Source organism: Streptomyces sp. NBC_00388, assembly GCF_036061255.1.
Classification (GTDB): Bacteria; Actinomycetota; Actinomycetes; order Streptomycetales; family Streptomycetaceae; genus Streptomyces.
Genome location: NZ_CP107948.1, coordinates 6010197 through 6031706 on the forward strand (window position 1 = coordinate 6010197; position 21510 = coordinate 6031706).

General features: G+C 68.0%; 14 protein-coding genes. 10 read left to right on the forward strand and 4 right to left on the reverse strand.

Translation table 11 applies throughout. From position 1 onward, the window contains the following. Positions 1-76: 76 nt before the first annotated feature. The 3 genes from xylA to OG917_RS26815 all read right to left on the reverse strand — a co-directional run bounded on the left by xylA (position 77) and on the right by OG917_RS26815 (position 6487). Complete coding sequence (gene xylA / locus OG917_RS26805; protein ID WP_328320365.1) at positions 77-1246, reverse strand: xylose isomerase; 1170 nt, start codon at positions 1244-1246, stop codon at positions 77-79. A 274-nt stretch (positions 1247-1520) separates the two neighbouring features. Next, complete coding sequence (locus tag OG917_RS26810) at positions 1521-2510, reverse strand: aldo/keto reductase (protein WP_328320367.1); 990 nt, start codon at positions 2508-2510, stop codon at positions 1521-1523. A 152-nt stretch (positions 2511-2662) separates the two neighbouring features. Further along, on the reverse strand, positions 2663-6487 hold the full coding sequence (locus OG917_RS26815) for a GH92 family glycosyl hydrolase (protein WP_328320369.1): 3825 nt from the start codon (positions 6485-6487) through the stop codon (positions 2663-2665). Between the two features lie 475 nt (positions 6488-6962). Between OG917_RS26815 and ngcE the strand changes: the two genes are divergently transcribed. From ngcE to OG917_RS26865, 10 genes are all read left to right on the forward strand, one after another. After that, complete coding sequence (ngcE, locus tag OG917_RS26820; protein WP_328320371.1) at positions 6963-8408, forward strand: N-acetylglucosamine/diacetylchitobiose ABC transporter substrate-binding protein; 1446 nt, start codon at positions 6963-6965, stop codon at positions 8406-8408. A 49-nt stretch (positions 8409-8457) separates the two neighbouring features. Further along, positions 8458-9381 carry a carbohydrate ABC transporter permease gene (locus OG917_RS26825; RefSeq protein WP_328320373.1) on the forward strand — a complete coding sequence of 308 codons (924 nt, stop codon included), beginning with the start codon at positions 8458-8460 and terminating at the stop codon, positions 9379-9381. Between the two features lies 1 nt (position 9382). Beyond that, the gene (locus OG917_RS26830) at positions 9383-10297 is read left to right on the forward strand and encodes a carbohydrate ABC transporter permease (protein WP_328320375.1); all 915 of its coding nucleotides are present in this window, start codon (positions 9383-9385) and stop codon (positions 10295-10297) included. Between the two features lie 265 nt (positions 10298-10562). Next, positions 10563-11762, forward strand: coding sequence for an ROK family transcriptional regulator (locus OG917_RS26835; protein WP_328322200.1), 1200 nt, complete (start codon positions 10563-10565; stop codon positions 11760-11762). Positions 11763-11894: 132 nt separating this feature from the next. Further along, the gene (locus tag OG917_RS26840; RefSeq protein WP_328322202.1) at positions 11895-13004 is read left to right on the forward strand and encodes an ABC transporter substrate-binding protein; all 1110 of its coding nucleotides are present in this window, start codon (positions 11895-11897) and stop codon (positions 13002-13004) included. 162 nt (positions 13005-13166) lie between these two features. Further along, the gene (locus OG917_RS26845; protein ID WP_266851920.1) at positions 13167-13955 is read left to right on the forward strand and encodes an ATP-binding cassette domain-containing protein; all 789 of its coding nucleotides are present in this window, start codon (positions 13167-13169) and stop codon (positions 13953-13955) included. Further along, positions 13952-15238, forward strand: coding sequence for a sugar ABC transporter permease (locus tag OG917_RS26850; RefSeq protein WP_328320386.1), 1287 nt, complete (start codon positions 13952-13954; stop codon positions 15236-15238). Before OG917_RS26845 ends, OG917_RS26850 begins: the two co-directional genes overlap by 4 nt. 189 nt (positions 15239-15427) lie before the next feature. Then, complete coding sequence (gene dxs, locus OG917_RS26855; protein ID WP_328320388.1) at positions 15428-17350, forward strand: 1-deoxy-D-xylulose-5-phosphate synthase; 1923 nt, start codon at positions 15428-15430, stop codon at positions 17348-17350. A 165-nt stretch (positions 17351-17515) separates the two neighbouring features. After that, entirely contained in the window at positions 17516-18991 is a 1476-nt protein-coding gene (locus OG917_RS26860; protein ID WP_328320390.1) for an amino acid permease, read from the forward strand. Between the two features lie 110 nt (positions 18992-19101). Further along, on the forward strand, positions 19102-20148 hold the full coding sequence (locus tag OG917_RS26865) for a hypothetical protein (RefSeq protein ID WP_328320392.1): 1047 nt from the start codon (positions 19102-19104) through the stop codon (positions 20146-20148). 145 nt (positions 20149-20293) lie between these two features. Here OG917_RS26865 and OG917_RS26870 read toward each other — a convergent pair whose 3' ends face one another. Beyond that, positions 20294-21361 (reverse strand): LCP family protein, encoded by a 1068-nt coding sequence (locus OG917_RS26870; protein ID WP_328320394.1) that lies wholly within the window; start codon positions 21359-21361, stop codon positions 20294-20296. Positions 21362-21510 lie beyond the last annotated feature (149 nt).

Here is a 21510-nt window from a genome sequence, read left to right on the forward strand (position 1 = left end):
GGGCCGCGAGGCCACGAAGGGCCGTACCCCCGCTGAGCACCGCGGGGGTACGGCCCTTCGCCATGGGCCCGTGAGGTCAGCGCAGGCCGAGCAGGTGCTCCATGGCCAGCTGGTCGAGAGCCTCGAAGGCCATGCTGCGGTCCGCGGCCGCCGCGGCGTCGAACTCCTCGTACGCGGAGTGGTCCGCCAGCAGACCCTTGAGGCCGTCGGGCGCCGTGGGCAGGGCCAGTTCGTCCAGCCGGGACGCGGCCAGCGCCTCCCGGACGGCCGGGTCGGCGCGGAACGCCAGCGCACGCTCCCTGAGGATCAGGTAGTTGCGCATACAGTTCTTCGCCGACTCCCAGACGCCGTCGAAGCCGTCGGTGCGGACCGGCTTGAAGTCGAAGTGGCGCGGGCCCGCGTAACCGGAGCTCTCCAGGAGGTCGACGAGCCAGAACGCCTGGCGGAGATCGCCCGCCCCGAAGCGCAGGTCCTGGTCGTACTTGATGCCGGACTGGCCGTTGAGGTCGATGTGGAAGAGCTTGTCCGCCCAGATCGCCTGGGCGACGGAGTGGCTGACGTTCAGCCCTGCCATCTGCTCGTGGCCGACCTCCGGATTCACCCCGTACAGCTCCGGGCGCTCCAGCCGCTCGATGAACGCGAGAGCGTGGCCGACGGTGGGCAGGAGGATGTCGCCGCGCGGCTCGTTCGGCTTGGGCTCGATGGCGAAGCGCAGGTCGTACCCCTGCTCCACGACGTACTCGCCGAGCAGGTCGAAGGCCTCCTTCATCCGGTCGAGCGCCGCCCGGACGTCCTTGGCCGCACCGGACTCGGCGCCCTCGCGGCCGCCCCAGGCGACATAGGTCCGCGCCCCCAGCTCCACCGCCAGATCCATGTTGCGCAGGGTCTTCCGCAGGGCGAAGCGCCGCACGTCGCGGTCGTTGGACGTGAACCCGCCGTCCTTGAACACCGGGTGGGTGAACAGGTTCGTCGTGGCCATCGGCACCGTGAGGCCGGTGCGGTCCAGCGCCTTCCGGAAGCGCTGGACGAGCTCCGTGCGCTCGCTCTCGGACGAGCCGAACGGGATCAGGTCGTCGTCGTGGAAGGTCACCCCGTGTGCGCCCAGCTCCGCGAGGCGCTCCACGGACTCGACCGGATCGAGGGCGGTGCGGGTGGGATCACCGAAGGGGTCGTTGCCCTTCCAGCCGACGGTCCACAGACCGAAGGTGAACCTGTCCGCGGCGGTGGGGGTGAAACGGTCCGGCATGATCAGCCTCTTGTCGACGAGGGCGCGGGCGGCTGCAGGCTGCTGCCCGCCGAATTTGTTTGCTGACAGTACTAATACGCCATCGCTGCGGATGTTTCCAGAGGTCCTGATGCCACCGGCCCGAGATGCCTGGTGAGAAGCCCCGTTCGCAGATGCGGGCGCCCGGGGCGTATCGGCTGGATACGTCCTGGGCGCCCGCGGGTTTCTGCTGCTCTGTATTTGTTGTGCGTATGATCGAAACCGCGGCGCCGCCACCGGCCGCCCCGCCGCCGGCTCAGCGGTCGACGAAGGCCAGACTGCCCTGGTCGTAGCGGGTGCCCGCGACCGATCCCGCCGGGGCCGCCTCGTCGATCGCCGCGATTTCGGCGTCCGACAGTTCCAGGGTCGCCGCCCGGACGTTCTCCTCCAGGTACTTCTCCCTGCGGGTCCCCGGGATCGGCACCACGTCGGTGCCCCTGTGCTGCACCCAGGCCAGTGCCAGCTGGCCGGCTGTCACACCCCGTGCGGCGGCCAGCTCGCCGAGCCGGTCCACGATGGCGAGGTTCTGCTCCAGATTGCCGTCGGCGAAGCGGGGCTGGCTGCGGCGCAGGTCGCCGTCGGGCAGGCCGTCGAGCGAGGTGTACCGGCCGGTCAGGAAGCCGCGGCCGAGCGGTGAGAACGGCACCAGCCCGATACCGAGCTCACGGCAGGCCGGGGCGATCTCCGCTTCGAGGTCCCTGGTCCACAGGGACCACTCGCTCTGCAGGGCGGCGATCGGGTGTACGGCGTGGGCGCGCCGCAGAGTCCGTGCGCTCGCCTCGGAGAGCCCCAGATGGCGGACCTTGCCGGCCGCGACCAGCTCCGCCATCGCCCCGACCGTCTCCTCGATGGGGACGTCCGGGTCAACCCGGTGCTGGTAGTAGAGGTCGATGTGGTCGGTGCCGAGCCTGCGCAGCGACGCGTCGCAGGCCTGCCTGACGTACGCGGCGTCGCCCCGGATCCGGACCGGCTCGCCCAGCCGGCTGGCGAAGCCGAACTTGGTGGCCACCACGGCCTGGTCGCGACGCCCGGCCAGCGCCCGGCCGATGAGCTCCTCGTTGTGGCCCGCGCCGTAGAAGTCCGCAGTGTCGAGCAGTGTGACACCCAGTTCGAGGGCGCGGTGGATGGTCGCGACGGACTGGTCGTCGTCCGACGCGCCGTAGCCGTGACTCATCCCCATGCAGCCCAGACCCTGGGCGGAGACGGACAGTTGGCCGAGGCGGCGGAGAGGGAGCGTGGGATTCATACGACTGACCGTAGGCACTGGAGTGCACTCCAGGTCAAGTGGACTCCAAGCCGGACGCGATCCGGCCACACGCATCCGCACACGCCGAGGGCGGGCACCGGAAATCCGGCGCCCGCCCCGGCAGTTCACCCCGCGCGGGGGTGTTCACCCGGTCAGGAGAGCAGTTCCACCTCCGCCAGGGTCGCGGTTCCCGTGTTCACCAGGCGGTAGTTCTTGTAGGTGCCCGGGTGGGCCACGGAGAACACCCGCGTCTGCTTGTCGTAGGAGAACGACTCGCCCGCGCGCTTGTCCAGCGTGGTCCACTTCGTGCCGTCGTCGGAGCCCTCCAGCTGCCACCCGGTCGGGGCCTTGGCCCTGTCCGACGAGGTGAGCGTGTACTGGACGGTTCGCGTGGCCGACTTGACGGGCAGGTCGGCCGAGGTGAACGACGCGTCCGTCTTCGACGTGTTGTCGAAGAGCGCACCGGAACCGCTGATCGCGTCCTCGCGCGGGGACGGCACCTTGTCGTCCTTGGCGATGGAGACCGGAGCCGCCTTCTTGCCCGTGCCCCACTTCGACGGCCGCGGGCCCATGGCGAAGTCCAGGGTGCCGCCGTGCTCCAGTACGTCATTGGGCAGCGCGGTGGAGTTCCAGGCCTTGCCGTTCACCTTGAGGCCCTGCACGTAGATGTTCTCCGTGCTGTTCTTCGGAGCCTTGACCACCAGGTCCCGGCCGTTGTCCAGGTGCACGGTGGCCTTGGTGAACTGCGGTGAGCCGACGGCGAATTCGCCGCTGCCCATCACCAGGGGGTAGAAGCCGAGCGAGGAGAAGATGTACCAGGCCGACTGCTCGCCGTTGTCCTCGTCGCCGTGGTAGCCCTGACCGATGTCACTGCCGGTGTACAGCCGGCCGAGCACCTCGCGGATCTTCTCCTGTGCCTTCCAGGGCTGACCCGCCGCGTCGTACATATAGGTGACGTGGTGCGCGACCTGGTTGCTGTGCCCGTACTGGCCCATCCGTACGTCGCGTGCCTCGGTCATCTCGTGGATGACACCGCCGTACGAACCGGTGTACTCGGGGCCCGCCGTCTCGGGCGTGGAGAAGTAGGTGTCCAGCTTCTTCGCCAGGCCCGCCTGGCCCCCGTAGAGGTTGGCCAGACCGCGCGAGTCCTGCGGAGCGGTGAACGCGTACCCCCAGCCGTCGGTCTCGGTGTAGTCGTAGCCCCAGACCCTCGGGTCGTACTGGTCCGCCGGGAGACGCCAGTCGCCGTCCGGGGTCCTGCCCTGGAAGAAGCCCACCTGGGGGTCGAAGAGCTTGACGTAGTTCTGCGCCCGGTTGAGGAAGTACTCGGACTCCTCCTTGTACCGGGCCTCATGCGTCTTCTTGTAGAGGGCCTGGCCCATCTGTGCGATGCCGTAGTCGTTGACGTAGCCCTCCATCGACCACGACATGCCCTCGTTGGTCGCGGTGGAGGCGTAGCCGGTGAAGGGCGAGGTGTCCATGCCCTTGCGGCCGACGCCCGAGCTGGGCGGGACGACCGTGGCGTTCTTCAGGGCCGCCTCGTACGCCGCCTTCGCGTCGAACTTCACACCCTTCACGTAGGCGTCCGCGAAGGCCACATCCGAGCTGGTGCCGGTCATCAGGTCGGAGTAGCCGGGGGAGGACCAGCGGGAGATCCAGCCGCCGTCCTTGTACTGCTGGACGAAGCCGTCGACCAGCTTCCCCGCCTTCTTCGGGGTGAGGAAGGAGTACGCGGGCCAGGTCGTCCGGTAGGTGTCCCAGAACCCGTTGTTGACATACACCGAGCCGTCCACGACCTTGGCGCCGGTGTGCGTCGGGGTGTTGTCACCGGCCTTGGCCGAGAAGGGGCTTGCGTACTGCGTCTTCGAACCGACCTTCTCCGAGCCGGAGTTCGGGTAGAGGTACAGCCGGTACATGGAGGAGTAGAGCGAGGTCAGCTGGTCGTGCGTGGCGCCCTGCACCTCGATCTTGCCGAGGATCTTGTCCCACTGGGAGCGGGCCTTGGCCTCGGTGCCCGCGAACGTCAACGACGCGGGGAGCTCCTGGGCGAGGTTGGACTTCGCCTGGTCCACGCCGATGAGCGAGGTGGCCATGCGCAGGGTGACCGTACGGTTCTTGCCCGGCTTGAAGCGCATGTAGCCGGTGACGTTGTCACCGCCCCCGCCGGTGAGCTTGGAGCTCGCGGTGACCGGGGTGTCGGCGACGCCGTACACGAACATCCGGGTGGCGCCGGTGGAGCCGCCGCTCTTGACGTCCGAGTAGCCGCTGAAGGTGCCGGTCTTCGGGTCGAGGGTGAGGCCGCCGTCGTTGGAGATGTTGTCGAAGATCATGCTGGCGTTGTCACCGGGGTAGGTGAACCGCATCATCGCCGCGTGGTCGGTCGGCGTCATCTCCGCCTTGAGGCCGTTCTCGAAGGTGACCCCGTAGTAGTCGGGCTTCGCCACCTCGTTCTCGTGCTTGAAGGGGAGCGCGCGCTTGGTCCGCGAGGCGTCCGGGGTTCCGGACGCCACCGACGGCATCAGCTGGAAGGTCTGCCGGTCACCCATCCAGGGGCTGGGCTCATGGCTGGCGCTGAAGGCCTGGAGAGTGGGGAGATTGTCGGCGTTGTTGCCGCTCGCGTAGTTGTACAGCCAGCTGGTGGAGCCGGCGTCGGTGACCGGCGTCCAGAAGTTGAAGCCGTTCGGGACGGCGGTCGCCGGGAAGTTGTTGCCGCGCGAGAAGGAGCCGCTCGAATTGGTGCCCCGGGTGGTGAGGGCGTAGTCCGAGAGGTGCGCGGACGGCTTCTCCGCCTTCTTGGCGGCCAGCGCGATGTCGTCGATCCAGCCGCGGAAGGTGGCCGGGCCCTTGGGGGAGTCGTACGCCACCAGGATGCGGTCGACGGTCTTGCCCGCGGCGACCGTCCCGATGTCGGCCGAGACGGCGTTCCACTGGTTGACGTACAGCCGCTTCGCGGCGCCCTGCCCCTGCGGCGTGAGCAGCCCGCCGCTGGAGTCGGTGGCCTTGAGGTCGCTCAGATAGGTGCCGTCCGTGAAGGCCAGATCGACCGCCACATCGGTGGACGGGTAGTCCAGATCGGTCTTGCCCATCTCCGGGAAGACCTTGTAGGACAGCTCGGTGTTCCGGCTGATCCGGGTATTGACATCGAAGACCTTGTTGTACGAGTACGCGCGGCCCGTGCCCTTCTGTGTACCTTCGTACCGGAGCGACCTGGTGCCGGTGAAGCCGGCGCCCGTCTTGGCGGTCGGCGACGAGGTGGGCCCGCTGTCCACCCGGGTGACCATGTCCGACGGCGGGGGCGTGCTGGTGTCCCCGTCGGAGAACTGGACGTCGGCGAGCTGCACCGCGTCCGTGGCCCCGTGGTTGGCGGTGATGTCCAGCCGGTAGTGCGCGTACGCCGTGTCCGCGCCCGCGATGTCGTACGACTTCGTCTGCAGCCGCTTGTCGAAGTCCTGGCCCTGCTGGGTGCTGAGGGTCTTCCAGTCCTTCCCGTCGGTGGAGCCCTGGAGGGTCCAGTCCTTCGGGTCACGCTCGTCGTGGTCGTTGGCGGACGTCATCGCGTACGTCTTGAGCGTGACCGCCTCGTCCAGATCGAACTCCACCCATCCCGTGGGATGGAAAGCCAGCCACTTGGTGTCCGGGTTGATGTCGATGAGGCTGCCCTTGCCCTCACCGCTTCCGGCGTTCTCGTCACTGGCGCGCAGAGTGACGACATGGTCCGTGACATTGCCGGGTATTCCCGCATTGATCGTGCCATCAATACCTGAGGCGCGTTTATGGCCGTCCGGGCCCACTTCTACGGTATTGCGCCAGTCGGGCTGCGGCTGGTCCGTTTCGAACGAGGAGCTGAATCCCTTGTCCCCTACATGGGGTTGGGCGGGCTGGGCGACAGCCGCGCCCTGCCCCGTCACGACGAGCACAAAAGCCGCCGCCACCAGGGCGGCGGCCGAGCCGGCCCGGTGCCGAGGTCTGGTCTGCATGAGGGTCTTTCCTCTCACCTAAACGCTTTGGACAACGTTGTCACGCTGATGCGCATGGTCCAGTAGGAAGGTAAGTGGCATCCGAGTCAAGGGTGTTGACGGCGCGCGGGCGGATGAATTGGTCGCGCTCTCAGGCGGGGGTGTCACGCGGTGGGCGGAGTGCACCAGATGTCTGTGAGGTCTCAACTCGGGAAAGACTGGCGTTCAAACCTGCATTCGATCTTGCCCAGTCGAAGGGAAGTGGACTATACCTGTCGACGTCCGCCTAGCCGTGTCTTCGGCGGCGGACCAGGGGGGACAGGGGATCACGACGGGGGGGGCTTCGGCACCCCAGCCGTATTCCCATCTTTCCCCCCTGCCAGCCAGTGCAACCCCAGCGTCAACTGACCGCGGTGGCGGGGCCCTTCGCCTGAGGCGAATTCTCAACGGGCGACCGGTACACCGCCTGAGTCCTGTAGAAGGCGAGGACTTGAGCATGGGATCCACCTCCGCCCGCACCAATGAGGGCCTCGGCCGTCGTGATCTGATCAAGCGGTCTGCCGCTCTCGGCCTGATCACCGTTCCGACGATGAGTTTCCTCTCTGCCTGCGCGAGCAGTGACAGCAGCGGCGACAACAAGGTCAAAAAGGGCAAGACGTCCGCGAGCAACCCGCTCGGCGTGAACGAGACCGCCCCGCTCGACATGGTCATCTTCGACGGCGGCTTCGGCACCGAGTACGCCAGGGACGCGAACAAGCTGTACGCGAAGGCGCACCCGAAGTCGAAGGTGCACTTCTCGTCCACCCAGAAGATCCAGTCCGAGCTGCAGCCGCGCTTCAACGGTGGCACCCCGCCGGACCTGATCGACAACTCGGGCGCCGAGCAGATGGACATGGGTGTCCTGGTCGGCAAGAACCAGCTGACCGACCTGACGCCGCTGCTGGACGCGCCGTCCGTCGACGACCCGAGCAAGAAGGTCAGGGACACCCTGCGCCCGGGCATCGTGGAGATGGGCCAGTACGACGGTGAGCCGTGCTGGATCCTGAACTACGCGTACACCGTCTACGGCGTCTGGTACTCGCAGACCAACCTGGACAAGCTCGGCGTCGAGTACCCCAAGACCTGGGACGACATGCTCGCCGTCTGCGCCAAGGCGAAGAAGAAGGGCATCGCGGGCTGGACGTACGCGGGGAAGTACCCGTACTACCTGCCGTTCTCGCTCTTCCCCTTCATCGGGAAGATCGGCGGCCGCAAGGTCCTCGACGACATCGACGACCTGGCGCCGAACGCCTGGAAGCACCCCGCGGTCAAGGCCGGGTTCGACGCCTACTACGAGCTCTTCAAGAAGGGCTACATCCTCAAGGGCACGCCCGGCATCGACCACATCCAGTCCCAGACGGCGTGGACCGAGGGCAAGGCGCTCTTCATCCCCGACGGCTCCTGGGTGGAGAACGAGGCGGCGAAGACCACGCCCAAGGACTTCCAGATGAAGGTCGGCGCGCCGTCCAGCCTGGACTCCTCGGACAAGATGCCGTACGGCACCATCTGGGCCGCGGGCGGTGAGCCCTTCATCGTGCCGAAGAACGCGAAGAACCCGCAGGCCGGAATGGACCAGCTGCGCATCATGCTCAGCGAGGCCTCCTCCAAGAACTTCACCACCAAGGTGAAGTCGCTGTCCGCCTTCAACGGCGGCACCGAGGGGCTCCAGCTCTCGACGGCCCTGCAGTCGGGCATCGACGTGCTGAAGGCAGCGGGCGACAACGTGGTCAACCCGCGGCTCCAGGACTGGTACGTGAAGCTCCAGAAGGAGCAGATCGGCGTGTCCGTACTCGGCGAGATGATGGCCGGCCGTATGACCCCGGCCGAGGCCGTCAAGAAGTGTCAGCAGTACGCGGACGCGGCGGCCAAGGACTCTTCGATCAAGCACTACAAGCACCAGTGAGCACGCGTCACCAGCGGCGGCACCCGCCGGAAGATCGGGGTCGGTAACCATGCAACAAGGTAAGTACCGGTTCATTGTGGGATTTTTGATACTCCCACTGGCGTTGTACGCAGTCTTCGTCATATGGCCGTTCATTCAGTCGATCTATTACTCGTTCACCGACTGGACCGGCCTGAGCCCGGACTTCGAGATGGTCGGCTTCGACAACTACAGCCGGATGTTCCACGACTCCACTTTCTGGAAGTCACTGGAACACAGCGCGCTGTTGGTGTTGTTGCTGCCGCTGGTGACGCTCGGCCTCGCGCTGTTCTTCGCCTTCATGCTGAATGTCGGTGGCCGGCGCCGTAAGGGCGCCGCCATCGCCGGTGTACGCGGCTCAGGGTTCTACAAGATCGCGTACTTCTTCCCGCAGGTGCTGTCGATCGCGATCGTGGCCCTGCTCTTCAGGTTCATCTACAACCCCGACGGGGGCATCCTCAACGGCGCCCTGAGCGCGGTCCACCTGGACAGCATCCAGCCGGACTGGCTCGGCGACCCGAAGCTGGCCCTCTGGTGCATCTTCGCCGTCCTCGTCTGGTCCCAGGTCGGCTTCTTCGTGGTGCTCTTCTCCGCGGGTATGGCGTCCATCCCGAAGGACTTCTACGAAGCGGCGCTGCTGGACGGGGCGAGCCGGGTCACGACCTTCTTCCGGATCACCCTTCCGCTGCTCTGGGACACCGTGCAGTCGGGCTGGGTGTACATGGGCATCCTGTCGCTCGGTGCCGAGGCGTTCGCCGCGGTGAACATCATGAGCGTGGGCCCGGGCGGCCCCGCCCAATCGACCACCGTGCTGCCGCTGTTCGTCTACCAGACGGCGTTCCGCGACGGGCAGGCCGGATACGCGACAACGATCGGCGTCGCCCTCCTCGTACTCACCATGGTGTTCGCCGCCATCGTGATGCGGCTGGGCCGGCGCGAGCGGCTGGAGTTCTGAGATGAAGACCACTGACACCGCTCCGGCCGAGGTCACCAAGGACCCGGAGCCCACCCGGCTGACCAAGCCCGCGGCGCCCCCGGAGAGGAAGAGCGGCTCCACCCTCAACGTCTTCTCGCACGGCGTCCTGATCATCTGGGCGGTGCTGGTCGTCGTACCGCTGCTGTGGGCGGTGATGTCCTCGTTCAAGAACGACCACGACATCCTCGCCAAGCCGTGGAACCTGCCCGACCGGCTGCACTTCGAGAACTGGTCGCGTGCCTGGGGCCAGGCACACATGGGCCAGTACTTCGGGCACACCATCGTGGTCGTCGGCTGCTCGCTCGTCGGCACGCTGCTGCTCGGCTCCATGGCCGCCTACGTGCTGGCACGCTTCGACTTCCCGGGGAACCGGTTCATCTACTTCCTGTTCGTGGGAGGGATGAGCTTCCCGATCATCCTGGCGCTCGTGCCGTTGTTCTTCGTCATGAACAACATGAGTCTGCTGAACACGACCCAGGGCCTGGTCCTGGTCTACATCGCCTACTCACTGCCGTTCACCGTCTTCTTCCTCACCTCCTTCTTCCGCACCCTGCCGGGAGAAGTGGCCGAAGCGGCGACACTCGACGGTGCCTCGCACACCCGGACCTTCTTCCAGGTGATGCTGCCGATGGCCAAGCCCGGTCTGATCAGCGTCGGCATCTTCAACTTCCTGGGCCAGTGGAACCAGTACCTGCTTCCCACGGTCCTGAACACCGACCCGAAGCAGCGCGTGCTGGCCCAGGGCCTCGTCGAACTGGCCACCAGTCAGGGGTACAAGGGCGACTACTCCGGCCTCTTCGCCGGACTGGTGATGGCGATGCTGCCGGTCCTGGCGGCGTACATCATCTTCCAGCGTCAGGTCGTCGCCGGTCTGACCGCGGGAGCGCTGAAGTAAGGGTTCCCCTTCCGCTCCGTACGCCTGTCGCCAGGCGTCTCTCCACCCGAACCGCCCGACGGCACCCGCTGTCGGGCGGTTCGCCCGTTTCATCCTGGAGGTGTGCCGCTCATCCGTGTCTGCCCTTGCTCAAGGTCTTGACGGGAGAGAGCGCTAAAGGGTCAGCTGAGAGTTCACATGTTGGAGATAGGGCGGGGCTCAGTAGACGCGCCCCGCGCGGGGACGGCGGTCGTGCCGTCCACCCATGGCAGGAGTGGATGAGTCGATGGAGACTCCGGGGTCGCAGACATCTCTGCACCGGGCCAACCTTGAGCGGGTCGTGCGCGCGGTGCGTATGGCGGGCTCGCTCACCCAGGCGGAGATCGCCCGCAGCACGGGGCTCTCGGCAGCCACCGTCTCCAATATCGTTCGCGAACTGAAAGAGGGCGGCACCGTAGAGGTGACCCCGACCTCCGCGGGCGGACGCAGGGCGCGCAGCGTCTCGCTGAGCGGCTCGGCGGGGATCGTGATCGGGGTCGACTTCGGGCACACGCATCTGCGGGTGGCGGTGGGCAACCTCGCCCACCAGGTGCTCGCCGAGGAGTCCGAGCCGCTCGACGTGGACGCCTCGTCCGCCGAGGGCTTCGGAAGGGCCGAGGAGCTGGTCAACCGGCTGATCGAGGCCACCGGCATCGGCGCCGACAAGGTGGTCGGTGTCGGGCTCGGGGTGCCCGGGCCGATCGACGTCGAGTCGGGCACTCTCGGCTCCACATCGATCCTGCCGGGGTGGTCGGGCATCAACCCGAGCGACGAGCTGCAGGCCAGGCTCGGAGTGCCGGTGTACGTCGACAACGACGCCAACCTGGGCGCTCTCGGTGAGCTGGTCTGGGGGAGCGGGCGCGGGGTCAGGGACCTCGCCTACATCAAGGTGGCCAGCGGTGTGGGGGCCGGCCTGGTGATCGACGGGCAGATCTACCGGGGCCCGGGCGGCACGGCCGGCGAGATCGGGCACATCACGCTCGATGAATCGGGCCCTGTGTGCCGCTGCGGCAACCGGGGGTGCCTGGAGACCTTCACGGCCGCGCGGTACGTCCTGCCCCTGCTGGAGTCCAGTCACGGCACCGGTCTGACCATCGAGCGGGTCGTCCAGCTCGCCCGCGGGGGCGATCCGGGCTGCCGCCGGGTGATCGCGGACGTGGGCCGGCACATCGGCAGCGGCGTGGCCAATCTCTGCAACCTCCTCAACCCCACCAGGGTGGTGCTCGGAGGAGACCTCGCCGAAGCCGGTGAGCTGGTGCTCGGACCGATCCGCGAGTCCGTCGGCAGGTACGCGATCCCCAGCGCGGCGCGACAGCTCTCGGTGCTCCCCGGGGCCCTCGGAGGCCGGGCGGAGGTGCTGGGCGCGCTGGCCCTGGTGCTCAGCGAAATGGGCGATTCGAGTCTTTTGGACGCTGCGCTGCCGACGGGTACTCCTGCCTTCACTTAGATAACGAATGACACCGTTGCCATCTCGTTAAGGATTTACTCCTTGACGCTGGCCTGGCGGCCGAGTTGACTCCAGGCACCTCGGCCGCAATGTCGCGGCCTCGTCAGGGAGGTTTCTGAAGTGAACACGCAGATGCGTCGTGCCGCCGTGGCCGTGGCCGCCACCGCGATGGCTGTCTCTCTCGCTGCCTGTGGCAGCGCCAAGGACTCGGGCGGGAGCAAGGACAACGCGTCCTCGAACTCCGCCAAGAAGGGCGATGCCCTCAACATCGGTCTGCTCCTGCCGGAGAACCAGACCGCGCGGTACGAGAAGTTCGACAAGCCCCTGATCGAGAAGAAGGTCAAGGAGCTGACGAACGGCAAGGGCAAGATCACTTACGTCAACGCCAAGCAGGACGCGTCGCAGCAGAGCCAGCAGATGGACACCATGGTCACCAACCGGGTGGACGCCATCATCGTGGACGCCGTCGACGCCAAGTCGATAGCCGCCTCGGTCAAGAAGGCCAAGGACGCCGGTATCCCCGTCGTCGCCTTCGACCGCCTCGCTACGGGCCCGATCGACTCGTACGTCTCCTTCGACAACCAGACCGTCGGCAAGACGCAGGGCACCGCCCTGCTGAAGGCGCTCGGCTCCAAGGCCAAGTCCGGCAAGATCGTCATGATGAACGGCTCCTCCACCGACCCGAACGCCGCCGACTACAAGAAGGGCGCTCACTCCGTCCTCGACGGCAAGGTGAACATCGGCAAGGAGTACGACACCAAGGAGTGGAAGCCGGAGAACGCCAACTCCAACATGGACGGTGCGATCACCGCCATCGGCAAGAAGAACGTCATCGGCGTCCTCTCCGCCAACGACGGCATGGCAGGCGGCGTGATCACCGCCCTCAAGTCCGCCGGTATCAACCCGATCCCGCCGGTCACCGGCCAGGACGCCGAACTCGCCGGTGTGCAGCGCATCGTGGCCGGTACGCAGTACATGAGCGTCTACAAGCCGTACCTGCGTGAGGGCCCGGTCGCGGCCGAGATGGCCGTGGCGCTCGCCAAGGGCCAGAAGCTCGACTCGATCGCCAAGACCAAGGTCGACAGCGCCACCACGAAGAGCATCCCCTCGGTGATCTTCCCGGTCTACTCCCTGACCAAGGCCAACATCCAGGACACCGTCATCAAGGACGGCATCTACACGGTCAGCGACATCTGCACCCCGGCCTACAAGGCCGCGTGCGACAAGATCGGTCTGAAGTAACCCCCTTGCTCCGCAAGGGAGTTACGTACCACTGAAGCCCGTCCGGCGCCCCGCCCCACTCATCGTCCCGCTACCGGGGCGGGGCGCCGGACGGCACACCCCCGCTCAGCCACCGCGCTCTCATGGCAGCGCGGTATCCCCGCCGGTCAGGCGGCGAAGGAGATGGTTCAAGTGTCCGCTACGCCCGTGCTGGCGTTGCGTGGGGTCTCCAAGCGATTCGGTGCCGTCCAGGCGCTCACCGATGTGGAGCTTGAGGCCTACGGCGGTGAAGTGCTCGCCCTGGTCGGCGACAACGGAGCCGGAAAGTCCACGCTGGTCAAGACGATCGCAGGCGTGCACCCCATCGATGACGGTGTCATCGAGTGGGAAGGCAAGGCAGTGCAGATCAACAAGCCGCACGATGCGCAGAACCTGGGCATCGCGACGGTGTACCAGGACCTCTCGCTCTGCGACAACATCGATGTCGTCGGCAACCTCTACCTCGGCCGGGAGCTGCGCAAGCGCGGCATCCTCGACGAGGTCGAGATGGAGCGCCGCTCCCGTGAGCTGCTGACCACGCTCTCGATCCGCATCCCCAGCGTGCGCATCCCGATCGCCTCGCTCTCCGGCGGACAGCGCCAGACCGTGGCCATCGCGCGTTCCATGCTCGGTGAGCCCCAGCTCGTCATCCTCGACGAGCCGACGGCGGCCCTCGGTGTGGAGCAGACCGCGCAGGTGCTCGACCTCGTCGAGCGACTGCGCGAGCGCGGCCACGCGGTCCTGCTCATCAGCCACAACATGGCCGACGTCAAGGCAGTGGCTGACAAGGTCGCGGTGCTCAGGCTCGGACGCAACAACGGTGTCTTCGACGTGAAGACCACCTCGCAGGAAGAGATCATCGCCGCCATCACCGGCGCCACGGACAACGCTGTGACCCGTCGTGCGTCGCGCGGTGTGGAGGTTCAGAAGTGAGCATGGACAAGACTTCCACCGCGCCCGAGCCGGTGGACGCGCCCGCTCCGGCCGCCGAAGCGGTGACCGCCGTCGACCCCCGGCTGCTGGTCCGCGAACAGGGCTTCGCCGGCTACCTGTCCGAGTTCAGGCGCAAGATACGCGCCGGTGAGCTCGGCTCCATCCCGGTGATCGTCGGCCTGATCGTCATCGCCGCGGTCTTCCAGAGCCTGAATTCGCGCTTCCTCACCGCGGGCAACCTGACCGACATCTCCGTCACCATGGTCGGTACGGGCATGATCGCCGTCGGGATCGTCTTCGTCCTGCTGCTCGGCGAGATCGACCTCTCGGTCGGTTCGGTGAGCGGTGTGGCCAGTGCCGCCTTCGCCGTGCTGAACGTCACACACGGGATGAACCAGTGGCTGGCCCTGCTGCTGGCCATCCTCACCGGCACGGTCGCCGGCGCGATCCACGGTTTCTTCTTCGCCCGTATCGGCGTTCCCGCGTTCGCGGTGACCCTGGCAGGTCTGCTGTTCTGGAACGGCTTCATGCTCCAGATCCTCGGCGACAACGGGACGATCAACCTGCCCGGTGACGGCCCGATCGCCAACATGACCGGCTACTACTTCGCCGACGTGGCCGTGGCCTACGGCATCGCGCTGGCCGGTGTGGTGATCTTCTTCCTCACCTCGTTCGTCGACGCCCGGCGCCGTGAGGCCGCGGGCGTGCCGTCCCGGCCGCTCAGCGAGATCCTGCTGCGTACCGGTGTGCTCGCGGTCGTGGCCTTCGCCGTCGCGTACATGTACAACCAGTACAAGGGCATGCCGCTCGCCGTCCTGATCTTCCTGGTGGTGCTGATCGGCACCGACTTCGTGCTCCGCCGCACCACGTACGGCCGTAAGGTCTTCGCGCTCGGCGGCAGCGTCGAGGCCTCGCGCAGGGCCGGTATCAACGTCACGCTGATCCGGGTCTCTGTCTTCTCCATCGCCGGTACGTTCGCCGCGGTCGGCGGCCTCTTCCTGGCCTCCAAGATTGCCACCGCCAACCAGGGCGCCGGCAGTGGTGACCTGCTGATGAACGCCATCGCGGCGGCCGTCATCGGTGGCACCAGCCTCTTCGGAGGCCGGGGCCGCACCTGGAACGCGCTGCTCGGCGTACTCGTGATCATCTCGATCCAGTACGGCCTGTCGCTGCAGGGCATCGCCTCGCCCATCCAGTACATGATCACCGGTGGTGTCCTGCTCGCCACGGTCGTGATCGACGCCGTGACCCGCAAGACCCAGAAGTCCGCGGGCCGCGCCTGACCACGCGCAGCCCCGCACCGCACATCGGACGCCCGGCCGGGAGGCTCTCCCGTGCCGGGCTCCCGTGCGTCCGGGTACGCCGAACGGGTGACGTACAACGCACCGCCCGATGACGACCTCCCCGGATGGAACATTAGACTCGACAGACCCGGCAAAGCTCGATCACAGTTCGAACGCAAGGAGGCACGGGTGCCGCTGCTGACCCGCATCAGGGGACCGCGCGATCTGGACAGGCTGGGCCCGGAGCAGCTGGAACAGCTGGCCGGCGAGATCCGGACCTTCCTCGTCGACGCCGTGTCCAAGACCGGTGGCCATCTCGGCCCCAATCTGGGCGTCGTCGAGCTGACCATCGCTCTGCACCGCGTCTTCGACTCGCCGAAGGACCGGGTGCTCTTCGACACCGGTCACCAGAGCTACGTGCACAAGCTCCTCACCGGCCGCCAGGACTTCGGGATGCTGCGCACCAAGGGCGGCCTCTCCGGGTACCCCTCGCGCGCCGAGTCCGAGCACGACGTCATCGAGAACTCGCATGCCTCGACGGTCCTGGGCTGGGCCGACGGCCTCGCCAAGGCCAACCAGGTCCTGAAGAAGGACGACCACGTCGTCGCCGTGATCGGTGACGGCGCGCTCACCGGCGGTATGGCCTGGGAGGCGCTGAACAACATCGCCGACGCCAAGGACCGCCCGCTCGTCATCGTCGTGAACGACAACGAGCGCTCCTACGCGCCCACCATCGGCGGCATGGCCAACCACCTCGCCACGCTCCGTACGACCGACGGGTACGAACGCTTCCTGGCCCGCGGCAAGGACCTCCTGGGCCGCACTCCGGTGGTCGGCAAGCCGCTGTACGAGACCCTGCACGGCGCGAAGAAGGGGCTCAAGGACTTCATCGCCCCGCAGGGCATGTTCGAGGACCTCGGGCTGAAGTACGTCGGCCCGATCGACGGCCACGACATCGAGGCCCTGGAGTCCGCCCTGGAGCGGGCCAAGGGCTTCGGCGGCCCCGTCATCGTGCACTGCCTCACGGAGAAGGGACGCGGCTACCAGCCGGCCGAGCAGGACGAGGCCGACCACTTCCACGGCATCGGCCCCATCCACCCGGACACCGGACTGCCGATCAAGACCGCAGCCGCCAGCTGGACCTCGGTCTTCGGCGACGAGATGGTCAAGCTCGGCCGGGAGCGCGAGGACATCGTCGCCATCACGGCGGCCATGCTCCAGCCGGTCGGCCTGACCAAGTTCGCCAAGGAGTTCCCCGGCCGCGTGTACGACGTCGGGATCGCGGAGCAGCACGCGGCGGTCTCCGCGGCCGGCCTCGCGACGGGCGGCCTGCACCCCGTCTTCGCCGTCTACGCGACCTTCCTCAACCGCGCCTTCGACCAGCTGCTGATGGATGTCGCCCTGCACAAGTGCGGCGTCACCTTCGTGCTGGACCGGGCCGGGGTCACCGGTGACGACGGCGCCTCGCACAACGGCATGTGGGACATGTCCATCCTCCAGTGCGTCCCGACGCTGCGTATCGCCGCGCCGCGCGACGCGGAGCAGGTACGTGCACAGCTGCGGGAGGCCGTCCGGGTCGAGGACGCGCCGACCGTGGTGCGCTACTCGAAGGGCGTGGTCGGCCCGGCCGTCCCCGCCGTGGGCAGGGTCGGCGGGATGGACGTGCTGCGCGAGGCGGGCACCGGCACGCCGGACGTCCTGCTCGTCTCCGTCGGCGCGCTCGCCCCGATGTGCCTGGAGATCGCCGAACTGCTCAACAAGCAGGGCATCTCCACCACCGTGGTCGACCCGCGCTGGGTCAAGCCCGTCGACGAGGCGCTCGCCCCGCTCGCCGAGCAGCACCGGGTGGTCGTCACCGTCGAGGACAACAGCCGCGCAGGGGGCGTCGGTTCAGCGGTCGCACAGGCGCTCCGCGACGCCGGGGTCGATGTGCCGCTGCGGGACTTCGGCATTCCGCCGCGCTTCCTCGACCACGCGTCGCGCAAGCAGGTCATGGCCGAGATCGGGCTGACCGCGCCGGACATCGCGCGGCAGGTCACCGGCCTCGTCGCGAAGATCGACGGCCGGTACGAGAGCCACTCCGCCGAGTCCGCGGAGCCCGCCCGCGACTGACCCCGCACCACGCCCGCGCCCGGCCGCGCGGCACCGGACGAGCCGGTGGGTCTACCTGTACGGGTGGTCCCGCCGGCTCATTCGTGTGAAAGGTCCTCGCCGGGGGGTACATGGCTCTCACGCGCTCCCAATCATGGCGAGGACTACAAGCGTGGAGGTACACCCGTGAGCAGCAGTCTCTTCCGGACGAAATCCGTGGAGCAGTCGATCCGGGACACGGAGGAACCGGAGCACGCACTCAAGAAGTCCCTGTCCGCACTGGATCTGACGGTCTTCGGTATCGGAGTCGTCATCGGTACCGGGATCTTCGTCCTGACCGGGCTGATCGCCAAACAGACCGCGGGCCCCTCGGTGGCCCTGGCCTTCGTGGTGGCCGGTGTGGTCTGCGCCCTCGCGGCGCTGTGTTACGCGGAGTTCGCCTCGACGGTGCCCGTCGCGGGATCCGCCTACACCTTCTCGTACGCGTCCCTCGGCGAGCTGCCGGCCTGGATCATCGGCTGGGACCTGGTCCTCGAACTGGCCCTGGGCTGCGCGGTGGTGGCGGTCGGCTGGTCCGGGTATGTGCGTTCGCTGATGGACACGGCCGGTATCGGCATGCCGCAGGTCCTCTCGGGAACGCATGGCGGGAAGTTCGGCTTCGACCTGCTGGCGGCCGTCCTGGTGCTGGTGCTGACCGGGATCCTGGTCCTGGGCATGAAGCTGTCCTCGCGCGTGACGACGATCATCGTGGCCGTGAAGGTCACGGTCGTCCTCCTGGTGATCATTGTGGGCGCGTTCTACATCACCGGATCGAACTACCACCCCTTCATCCCGCCCACCGTCAAGGGATCAGCAGGCAGCAGCCTCAGCGCCCCGCTCGTCCAGCTCTTCGGTTTCGCGCCCGGCTCCTTCGGCGTGATGGGCATCTTCACCGCCGCGGCTGTCGTGTTCTTCGCCTTCATCGGCTTCGACATCGTCGCCACGGCTGCCGAGGAGACCCGCAACCCGCAGCGCGATGTGCCGCGCGGCATCCTGGGCTCGCTCGCGGTCTGCACCGTGCTCTACGTGGCGGTGTCGATCGTCGTCACCGGGATGCAGAAGTACACCCAGCTGTCCACGGACGCCCCGCTCGCCGACGCGTTCAAGTCGGTCGGACATCCCTTCTGGGCGGGTGTCATCAGCTTCGGCGCGGCCGTCGGCCTCACCTCCGTCTGCATGCTCCTGCTGCTGGGCCAGAGCCGGGTCTTCTTCGCCATGAGCCGTGACGGACTGCTCCCCAAGGTCTTCTCGCGGGTGCACCCCAAATTCGGCACGCCCTACCGCTCCACGATCCTGCTCGGCCTGATCGTGGCGCTGGTGGCGGGCTTCACCTCGATCAGCGAACTCGCCGAACTGGTCAACATCGGGACGCTGTTCGCGTTCATCCTGGTGGCTGTCGGCGTCATCGTCCTGCGCCGCAAGCGCCCCGATCTGCCGCGTTCCTTCCGGACCCCGCTGGTCCCGCTGGTGCCGGTCCTCTCGGCGCTGGCCTCGTTCTGGCTGATGCTGAACCTGCCGGCCGAGACCTGGATCCGGTTCGGTATCTGGATGGTCATCGGCGCCGTCGTGTACGCCTGGTACGGGCGGACGCACAGCCGGATGTCCGAGCGCGCCGAACAGTAGCCCGGCCGGGTGCCCGGGCCGGTCGGCCCGGGCACCCACCGCTCTCACCAGCTGGAATGTTATTCTCAGCGGTACCGTATGACCGGTTGAGGGAAGGCTGGCAGCCAGCCATGTCGTCGCGTTCCGCACAGGCCGCAGGCCCCGTCGCGAGCTGCTGGCTGCTGCGCGGCAAGGACGGCAGCCTCAGCGCGTATGCCCCGGCGGACGGCGGTCTGCTCCGCTGGACCGAACAGCGGCCCGGCGGGCCCGACTGGACGGGGCCGGATTTCATCGAGGCCCCCGGTCTCACCCACGCCACCCTGTCGCAGGGCCCGGACACCTACGTCCATCTGATCACCCGTCGGAGCACTGCCCGCGGCGTCGAGCTGATGCACACGACCCAGTACCAGACAGGCCGTCCTTTCGGCCCCTGGCACTCCCTCGGCAACCCGCACAAGGACGAGGACCGCGCCCGTGCCCTCGGCGCCCCGGCCGCCGCTGTCGGCGCGGACGGCCGGGTCCATGTCTTCGTACGGAACGCGGACGGCGGCCTCAGCATGCGCAGACAGGGCAAGGCCGGCAAGTGGGAGGGGTGGAAGGACCTGAAGGGCGGCCACCTCCTGGACGCGATGCCCGCCGCCGTCGCGGTCGGCGACCGTGTCGAGGTGCTCGCCCCCGCGGAGAAGCAGCTGTCGCGCTGGTGTCAGGAGGAGGCCGGCGGCGACTTCGCCGAAGCGGACCCGTTCGCCGCGAAGGCCGCGGCCGGATCCGTCACCGGGCTGTGCACGGCGGACGGCCGCGCCACGTACTACGGCTGCGACCCCGGGGGAGCCGGGGTGAGCGCGCACCGGGCGGGCGGTGGCACCCTCGCTCTGGGCGGCGCGCCGGACGGCGGTGCGGTGGCGGTGCTGCGGACCCCGATAGAGGGCTACGACTGCACGGTCCTCGCCTACCGCGGCAGGGACGGCCGCCCCGCGATCGCCGCCTGCCCCACCGAGGGCGAGGCGGACGGTCTGTGGTGGACGGAGACCGGAGAGGCGTCACACGGGGCGCCCGCGCTCGCCGTCGACGGGGAGGGCCGGGTGGTCCTCGCCGCCATCGCGGCGGACGGCACGCTGCGGGTGGCGCGGCAGAAAGCCGAACCGGGCCTCGCCCTGGCGGCGTGGACCCGGGCCTGAGCCGCCGGAGCGCGGAGCCGGTTCCCCTTCGGCAGACAGCCGCCGGAGCTGATCCCGGCCCCGGCATGCCGCCGGAGCCGCCCCGGGCAGCGGACCCGGCGCCGTTCCGGGACCGGACCTCGTCCGTACGGCGCCGGGCCGTCCGTCAGCCGCCGTGCGCCGGGGACTTCTTCGCCGACTCCGGGACCTCGGAGTCCGTACGGATCGCCTTCCACAACTGGGTGGCCTGCGGCTCGGCCGCCACCACCCGGTTGGGGTCCGCCTTGTCGTACGCCACCGGGAGCATGATGGTCTCCATGGTGTCCGGGTCGACGCCCTTCATGCTGCGGGCGAACTCCGCGAGCGAGGTGAGCGACGCCAGATCCGAGTCGGTCGTCAGCGACTTGGTCGCCGAGTTGGCGATCTTGTACGTCTTGGTGGGGCTGCTCAGCAGGTCCTGCTTCTGCACCTCGCTGAGCAGGTCGAGCAGGAACTGCTGCTGGAGCCCGATCCGGCCGAGGTCGCTGCCGTCCCCTATGCCGTACCTGGTCCGCACGAACTCCAGCGACTGGGTGCCGTTCAGCTTCTGCGGACCGGCCCTGAGGCTGAGGCCGTTCGCACCGCCGTGGATGTTCTGCGGCACGTCGACGGTCACGCCGCCGATCGCGTCCACGAGCCCCTTGAACCCGGCGAAGTCGACCTCCACGTAGTGGTCGATCCGGACATGGGACATCGTCTCGACGGTCTTCACCACACAGGCCGGACCGACCTGCGAGTAGACGGAGTTGAACATGACCCGCTTCGCGGCCGGCACCGCCGAGCCGTCCCGCCCGGCGCACGCGGGCCTGGTGACCAGGGTGTCGCGGGGGATGCTGACCGCGGTCGCCCGGCTGCGCCCCTCGGGCACATGGATCACCAGCGCGGTGTCGGAGCGGGCCCCGCTGACGTTGCCGCCGGCTATCCTCCCGTTCGCCCCGGCGCGTGAGTCCGACCCCAGGACCAGCAGATTCTGTCCGGTGGTGGGCAATTTCTCCGGGCGGTCCCTGCCGAGCGACCTGTTGATGTCGACGCCCTTGATGTTGCCGTTCAGGTTGCTGTAGAGCCACCACGCGGTTCCGCCCGCGGCGAGCAACAGCACCAGGAGAACGAGCAGAACGATGCGCAGCCGGCGCCCGCGACGGCGCTGCCGGGGGGCTCTGCGCGAGTGGGGCGGGGTGGTGGTGGCCTGACTCATGCCGTAGTTGTCCTCTGGTCCCGGTGATCGGCGGTTGTGGCGGACTGGTGACCGCGTCTGGCATGGGGGGACTGGCGGTCGGTCGGGTGCGACAGCGCGAGGAGGGGGGTGGCGTTGCCGCCGGATTCGATTGGCACCAGAGCATATAG

Excerpts from the sequence above, each read along its gene's own strand:
- OG917_RS26840 (WP_328322202.1), top strand. The coding sequence starts at position 11,895 with ATGCGTCGTGCCGCCGTGGCCGTGGCCGCCACCGCGATGGCTGTCTCT.
- OG917_RS26845 (WP_266851920.1), top strand. The coding sequence starts at position 13,167 with ATGGTTCAAGTGTCCGCTACGCCCGTGCTGGCGTTGCGTGGGGTCTCC.
- OG917_RS26870 (WP_328320394.1), bottom strand. The coding sequence starts at position 21,361 with ATGAGTCAGGCCACCACCACCCCGCCCCACTCGCGCAGAGCCCCCCGG.
- OG917_RS26825 (WP_328320373.1), top strand. The coding sequence starts at position 8,458 with ATGCAACAAGGTAAGTACCGGTTCATTGTGGGATTTTTGATACTCCCA.
- OG917_RS26865 (WP_328320392.1), top strand. The coding sequence starts at position 19,102 with ATGTCGTCGCGTTCCGCACAGGCCGCAGGCCCCGTCGCGAGCTGCTGG.
- OG917_RS26810 (WP_328320367.1), bottom strand. The coding sequence starts at position 2,510 with ATGAATCCCACGCTCCCTCTCCGCCGCCTCGGCCAACTGTCCGTCTCC.
- OG917_RS26830 (WP_328320375.1), top strand. The coding sequence starts at position 9,383 with ATGAAGACCACTGACACCGCTCCGGCCGAGGTCACCAAGGACCCGGAG.
- ngcE (WP_328320371.1), top strand. The coding sequence starts at position 6,963 with ATGGGATCCACCTCCGCCCGCACCAATGAGGGCCTCGGCCGTCGTGAT.
- OG917_RS26815 (WP_328320369.1), bottom strand. The coding sequence starts at position 6,487 with ATGCAGACCAGACCTCGGCACCGGGCCGGCTCGGCCGCCGCCCTGGTG.
- xylA (WP_328320365.1), bottom strand. The coding sequence starts at position 1,246 with ATGCCGGACCGTTTCACCCCCACCGCCGCGGACAGGTTCACCTTCGGT.
- OG917_RS26835 (WP_328322200.1), top strand. The coding sequence starts at position 10,563 with ATGGAGACTCCGGGGTCGCAGACATCTCTGCACCGGGCCAACCTTGAG.